This window comes from Mesotoga sp. Brook.08.YT.4.2.5.2. (assembly GCF_003351125.1).
Taxonomy (GTDB): Bacteria; Thermotogota; Thermotogae; order Petrotogales; family Kosmotogaceae; genus Mesotoga.
Map to the genome: position 1 here is coordinate 1 of NZ_JPGZ01000038.1, position 6,118 is coordinate 6,118.

The window sequence follows — 6,118 nt, forward strand, 5'->3', positions numbered from 1 at the left end:
ATACCTTCAGGAAAGCTCTTGAAGATATACGAAGAAGATTCAACATAGACAGGGTTATAGTGGTAGCCGATAGAGGAATGATAAGCAACGGACTCATTGAGGAGATAGATAAGGCCGGACTGTCATACATATTCGGAGTTAAGATGAGAAGGAGCAAGATAGTTGAAGCGGTATTGAATCAGCCTGGTGATTACGAAGAAGTGGAAGAGAATCTGAAGGTGAAGGAAGTTCTGTATGAGGGAGAGAGATACGTAATCTGTTTCAATCCATTTCAGGCAGAAAGAGACAGAATCAAGAGAGAAGAGATAGTGAAGAACCTTACGAAGAAACTTAAACAGGGACCTAAGAGTCTTGTGGGAAACAGAGGACACAGGAGATATCTGAGTATGCAGAAAGCAGATGTAAAGATAGACCAGGAGAAGATGGCTTCGGAAGTAAAATACGATGGCAAATACGTTCTAAGAACGAACACAAAACTAACCAATAGAGAGGTTGCTCAATCATACCAATTACTGTGGAAAGTAGAAAGGGCCTTCAGAGAACTGAAGAGCGGACTCGATCTTCGTCCTATATACCATTACACAGACGCGAGGGTGAAGGGCCACATAATGATCTGTTTTCTTGCGCTTGTAATGGAGACTGCCTTATGTAGAAAGCTGAAAGAGATTGGAAGTACTTTCTCTTACGCAGAAATACTTGAAGACTTGAAAGAGATAAGGGCAGTTGAGTTAACGGTAGAAGGCAAACGCTTTCTTGCAAGGACTGAAATGATGGGCAATGCTTACGACGCTTTCAAAGCACTCAAAATAAGACCACCGGATCTACTCAAAGAGATTGCATAATTGACCACTGTGGTGGTACGTCTGTTCTTCTTTTCATTTTTCCCCTTGTATAGGTGTTTTTAGATTACTCGCTGTCAAAGTTGAGTCATTTGCGGGCGGTAGAATTTGCAGCTCAGTTGCGACGGAGCTCAGATTATTGTGTAAGCATGTGACGAAATCATTGAGTGAATCCTGTCGATGTTGTTCACATATCGGTTATTATTAAAGGCCAGGTAAAAGAAGAAGTGTATAATTATCATGTTAGGAGTAACGGTAATTTGAGGTGGTGATTTTGATGGGTTTTGCCGTCAGAAGAAGCAAAAAGCCCAGAATAGGACACATAAGAAACAACTTCATAAGAGCATCCGTTCTGCTCGGAATAGTAACACCCGTATCGGTTTATGGAATTGTTGGATTCTTGAGGGCTGGGGATAGACTAGATGGTTTTGGATGGTTGTTATTTCTTTTGATAGCTGTCTGGATCCTTGTCGGAGCTATCTGGATTCTGTCTCTGAAAGCCTATCTAGAGGCGCGTGAGCAAGTGAAGAAGAGCCCGGGAGGTTTCAGAAGAAGAAATCTCAAACCGGCAGGCATCATGTTCAATAGGTCACAGGCGAGTCCAATAAGGATGAAATCAACTTGACTTTCGATTATTGATGAACCACTCGTATAGTTCGGGATTAGAGTAAGTTTCTGTCCATGAATCGTGTCCGGCATCGGGATATATGGTTAACATGGGATGCGCACCGAACTCTTTCAGTGTCCTTACGAGAACTCTACTCTCTTCGATCGAGACTATGTTGTCCTTTTCACCATGAAAGGCCCAAACAGGAAGGTCTTTGATCTCTGCGACTCTCTCCGGGAAACCAAGAATTCCAAGTCCCCCGCCGCAGATTGGTGCAATGGCCGAGAAGAGTTTAGGGTACTCGACGGCCATATGCCATGTGCCAAATCCTCCCATTGACAGTCCTGTCAGATACAATCTTGAAGAGTCAACTCTATACTGTTCAACTATTGAATCTACAAGAAATCTCAGATCCTGAAGCCTGTTAAGCCACCAATCGTTTTCCGGGCATTGAGGTGAAACTGTTATGAAAGGAAAATCTGTCATCTCATCCACTACTTTTGGAATTCCATGCTTCTTAAGTAGCCTGAGATCGTCTCCCCTCTCTCCTGCGCCGTGAAGAAAGAGAATGAGGGGCCAATCACTCCCTTCAGAGTTGTACTGCAGTGGGAGTGAGAACAAGTAATCGAGCTTCCTGTTTAGAGAATAACTAATTCTTGATGAGTGAAGTTCCATTGTCACACCTCCTGGCAGTCTTCAATCAACAGCATAACATTACGGAAGTAGAATTCTTTAGCTCAGTTCACAGTAAGAGACGTCTTGATCATCGGCAGGATTTTGATCAGCAACATACCGGCAGATGTCCATCAAGAGGGGTGAGAATCTATATTAGCTGACCTTGATGAGACGCATCGGGGGTTTGTGAGCACATGTTTTCTATTGATTTTTCTATTGGTACCGAGTCATTAGCTGTTGGTCAAACAGACCGGGCTTTTGTGGCTCGAGAGCGACCAGGGCCCAATGAGTCTACAATGATCGGCAGTGATCTGGGTCTAGTCAACTTCACCTGGTTCTATAGACCGAAAGACCTGCCAGGATAGTTTCTTCAACTGCCAGATCTCGATTAAGCATCACTATATCCGCTATAGATCCTTCTTTCAGTCTACCTCTGTTGCTGATTCCAAGGCTCTGAAGGGCGTTGTAGGAAGAGACTCTCGATAGTTCCTGAAGACTGCAGCCGGTCCACTCCCTGAAGTTTCTGGAAGCTCTGTCCATGGTAAGAGTACTTCCCGCAAGAGTCCCATCTTCGAGAGTTGCCTTGCTGCCATTGACTTCTACTCTTAGGCCTCCAAGGTCATATGTTCCGTCATTCAGTCCGGTCGCATCAAGAGAATCAGTGACCAAAATTATGGCTTCACTACCACGAATCTTATGAATCATCTCAACGAATTCAGGCGCAGTGTGGATACCATCTGCGATCATTTCCAGCTTCATGGGCAGCAAGAACCCTGATCCAACACAACCAATCTCCCTGTGATGAAGCGTGTTCATTCCGTTAGGAAAGTGAGTCATTCTCTTGCAGCCGTTCTCGTAAGCTTTCTTCATCTGATGATAGGTGGCGTCTGTATGTCCAATTGAGATAGTTACTTCTCGTTTTGCAATCTCGGGGAGAACTTCAAGAAAGCCTTCGATTTCCGGAGCCATTGTTATGAGCATAACGATATCCGATAGCACAGACCTAAGTTCTTCAACTGTTGCAGGTCTTATTACAGAGGGGTTCTGAGCGCCCCTTTTCTTTGGGTTTATGTATGGACCTTCAAAATGAACTCCCCTAACTGCTGTTCTGGGCCTCTCGGAAACATAGTCAGAAACAAGATCAGCAACTCTTTTCATTTCTTTCGCTTCAGCAGAAACTGTCGTTGGAAGAAGAGAAGTCACACCATGAGTTACAGCGAACTCCTCCCACCTTTCAAGATCTCTTGTATTCATCGTCATGCAGTTAATTCCAACTGCACCATGCGAATGCGTATCGACAAAGCCAGGCATGGCTATTGAACTGAAATCTCCGCCCGTTTTCGCAATTGATTCGATTTTGTTTCCAGATATTCTGATATTTGCGATGTATTCCCCATCGACTGGGTCAACAACGAGAACCCTTTTTAATTCCATTCAAGTCATCTCCCTTCAGACTCAATTATTACATCATTGGGAGAAATCCGGGCAACGCATGAGCGAAGTCACTTGGTGGCAGGGAGGATACAGGGGGTATGAAAGACGTCTCTAGAACGATAAGACATTCTTCGCCTTTGGAAGAGAGGGGGCGTATGCTCTGTTTTCGGAAAGTGAGCCGTTAACGGTTAACTGCAAGGCTTCTGCACCTCTGGCTGCATTTCTCTTTCTTGTCGGAGAACGACGGGCCGTTGACTGCCGATGTTTATCAATTCTCGCTGTCTAGAAGCGAAGCTCTCTATAACGCTCTTTAGGGACTCCGTTTTCTACATCTAGTTTGCTTTGATAAGAGTACAGGCATCACCGTCTAGATAGCATCAGAACTTTTACAGCGGTAAGATCAAGCTATAGCCTTACATTTGGCATATAAAATGGCTTAACGGTTTGTCAGTTGAAGTTCTGAAATCAGCCAATACAGAGAAAAATGAAAATGAAAGTCGGCTTGTTGCCACTACTTGCCTTTGAGAAGGCCTATTCATGGATCTTATAGTCAATTCTCCGAAGTCCTCTTCATTGGAAGAACGTCTTGTTTCTCAACTTCCAGGTCTGAGATGGGGCTAGAGAACAGATACTTGAGCCCTCCTGTATCGATTTTAGCCGGTTAGCTTCACTGCTCCACTGGAAATTGAGCGCTTGAAATACGTACTTCTGGGAAAACTGCGAAGGTCATCCCTTGAGATCGCAAGACGAAAATACATCATAAGACTACAATTAGTGTTTAAATTTCTAAGGTCAAACAATATATACTTGCCTTGTTGTGTCCAATCAGGCAACAGAAAAGAGGGGGGTAAGCCATGAAATTGAAACTGGTTCTTGTAATCGTTCTTATTTCTACGGTTGCTTTCGGCAATTTCTTTCAACGGTCCGACGAGTATTTGAGAAGACAGAACGAACTGAAAAGCGCCCTGGAATTCTCACTGACATTTGAAGAGGCTAAAAAGATCATTATGAAACATTATCCGGAACTCAAGATCGATGAAGAAGTGAGAGAGTTCATCGTTGAAAGAGACATACAGAGAGCTATCGTTGACGGCGCAGAGATGTACTATACAGACTTGGAGCACAACCTCTTTACCCGCGATCCCGAACTTGTCGAGCGAGAGCCAGAGTGGTCGGCGGGCAACGTCTTGCTGGTCAGGTACCTTCTAGAAGAGTACGGACGGAGGAATACGCCTTTCGCCTCCTTCAAGCCAGCTCACAGCCCGTATTTCAACCCGAAGAATTACCTTGTGGAATATAAAGTAAATACTGAAAGATCTCTCCTGCCGGATAAAGGTTCGCTGAGAATCTGGTTCCCCCTTCCTTTGCAGACAGCGGCTCAAGAGAATATCTCTGTACTTGAGGTGACCCCGAAGGAAGCGGTGGTCGGCCTTCCCAGAACTTCCGGTGATATAGCTTATGTCCTTTTCGAATTCGATCTTTCAAATCTCGGTGAAGATCTGGACATAACCGTGCAATTTACTTTCACACACTATCAGCAGCAGTTCGATATAGATCCCGATCAGGTGGGCGAATACGACAAGGAAAGCTCGCTTTACAGAGAATACACGAAGTCCGAAGGAAGCATTTATTACGATGAAAGGTTTGAGGAGCTTGCCAGAAGCGTCGTTGGTGATGAGACAAATCCCTATCTCCAGGCAAAGAAGATATATTACTACGTTGTCCAAAACATCAAATACACTTTTATGGCCCACGTTGCAATAGAGGCGGCCGGAATTCCGGAAAGCCTCTACTCTTTCGAACACGGTTACGGTGATTGCGGTACTCAGTCGATGATCTTTTCAGCCCTCTGCAGATCCATCGGAATACCTGCAAGGGCGCCGGGAGGCTTCCAGGTGTTCTCCGGACAGCTGGGTTCTCATTTTTGGGCTGAGTTCTACCTGCCAAATTACGGTTGGGTTCCTGTAGACACCTCGGCAGGACAGATTGCGACCTACACTTATGGTATTACCGAGGAAGAGCGAAAGGCGTTCATCGATTACTTCTTTGGCAACCAAGACCCGTTGAGACTCGTGGTTCAAAACTCCGTAGACTTCCTGCCCGCCGAAAAACCTGCCGACACTCAGCTGCTTGAGATCACGCTGCAGTCTCCATTTGTTGAAAGCGAATTCGGCAACGAGGAGTTTGATGTCACTATCGCGATACTGGATTCATTCAGCATGAAGACGGTTTTGTTGAAATAGCGTAAAGCGTCGTAGGGGGTAGGGGGTAGGGGGTTGGTAAGAGCAAAAGATCAGTTGCAAGATGCAGAAGTGATTCTGCCTCCGGCAGGAAGTGAGGCTCGCTGCGCGAGGAAGTGATGCCGCCTTCGGTGGGACGTGATGTTGGCGCTTTCGCGCCAGGGATTAAAGATCCCGTAGAAGCACTAAGGGTATACCGAAATAAGGATACGATCGAGAAGTCTTTTGATGACTTGAAGAATCAGCTGGACATGAAACGCCTGCGCATTCACAGTGCTGCTTCTATGGATGGCAGACTCTTTGTTCAGTTCATTGCCTTGATC

5 protein-coding genes and 1 pseudogene are annotated in these 6,118 nt (G+C 45.3%); 4 read left to right on the top strand and 2 right to left on the bottom strand.

What is annotated here, in order from left to right:
- Positions 1 to 842: transposase (locus Q502_RS10205; protein ID WP_147277864.1), on the top strand; the 842-nt coding region annotated here is incomplete at its 5' end.
- A 274-nt stretch (positions 843 to 1,116) separates the two neighbouring features.
- Positions 1,117 to 1,464 carry a hypothetical protein gene (locus Q502_RS10210; RefSeq protein WP_102819448.1) on the top strand — a complete coding sequence of 116 codons (348 nt, stop codon included), beginning with the start codon at positions 1,117 to 1,119 and terminating at the stop codon, positions 1,462 to 1,464.
- On the opposite strand, the gene Q502_RS10215 is transcribed toward Q502_RS10210, so the two are convergent.
- Positions 1,456 to 2,121, bottom strand: a complete 666-nt coding sequence (locus Q502_RS10215; protein ID WP_099828424.1) for a prolyl oligopeptidase family serine peptidase — start codon at positions 2,119 to 2,121, stop codon at positions 1,456 to 1,458. The genes Q502_RS10210 and Q502_RS10215 overlap by 9 nt on opposite strands.
- Before the next feature lie 327 nt (positions 2,122 to 2,448).
- Positions 2,449 to 3,555: an N-acetylglucosamine-6-phosphate deacetylase gene (gene nagA, locus Q502_RS10220; RefSeq protein WP_102819449.1), complete on the bottom strand. Its 1,107-nt coding sequence runs from the start codon at positions 3,553 to 3,555 to the stop codon at positions 2,449 to 2,451.
- 854 nt (positions 3,556 to 4,409) lie between these two features.
- Between nagA and Q502_RS10225 the strand changes: the two genes are divergently transcribed.
- Together Q502_RS10225 and Q502_RS14410 are read left to right on the top strand one after the other, a co-directional pair.
- Positions 4,410 to 5,798 (top strand): transglutaminase-like domain-containing protein, encoded by a 1,389-nt coding sequence (locus Q502_RS10225; protein ID WP_102819450.1) that lies wholly within the window; start codon positions 4,410 to 4,412, stop codon positions 5,796 to 5,798.
- Between the two features lie 128 nt (positions 5,799 to 5,926).
- A pseudogene (locus Q502_RS14410) lies at positions 5,927 to 6,118 on the top strand (transposase); the annotation flags it as partial.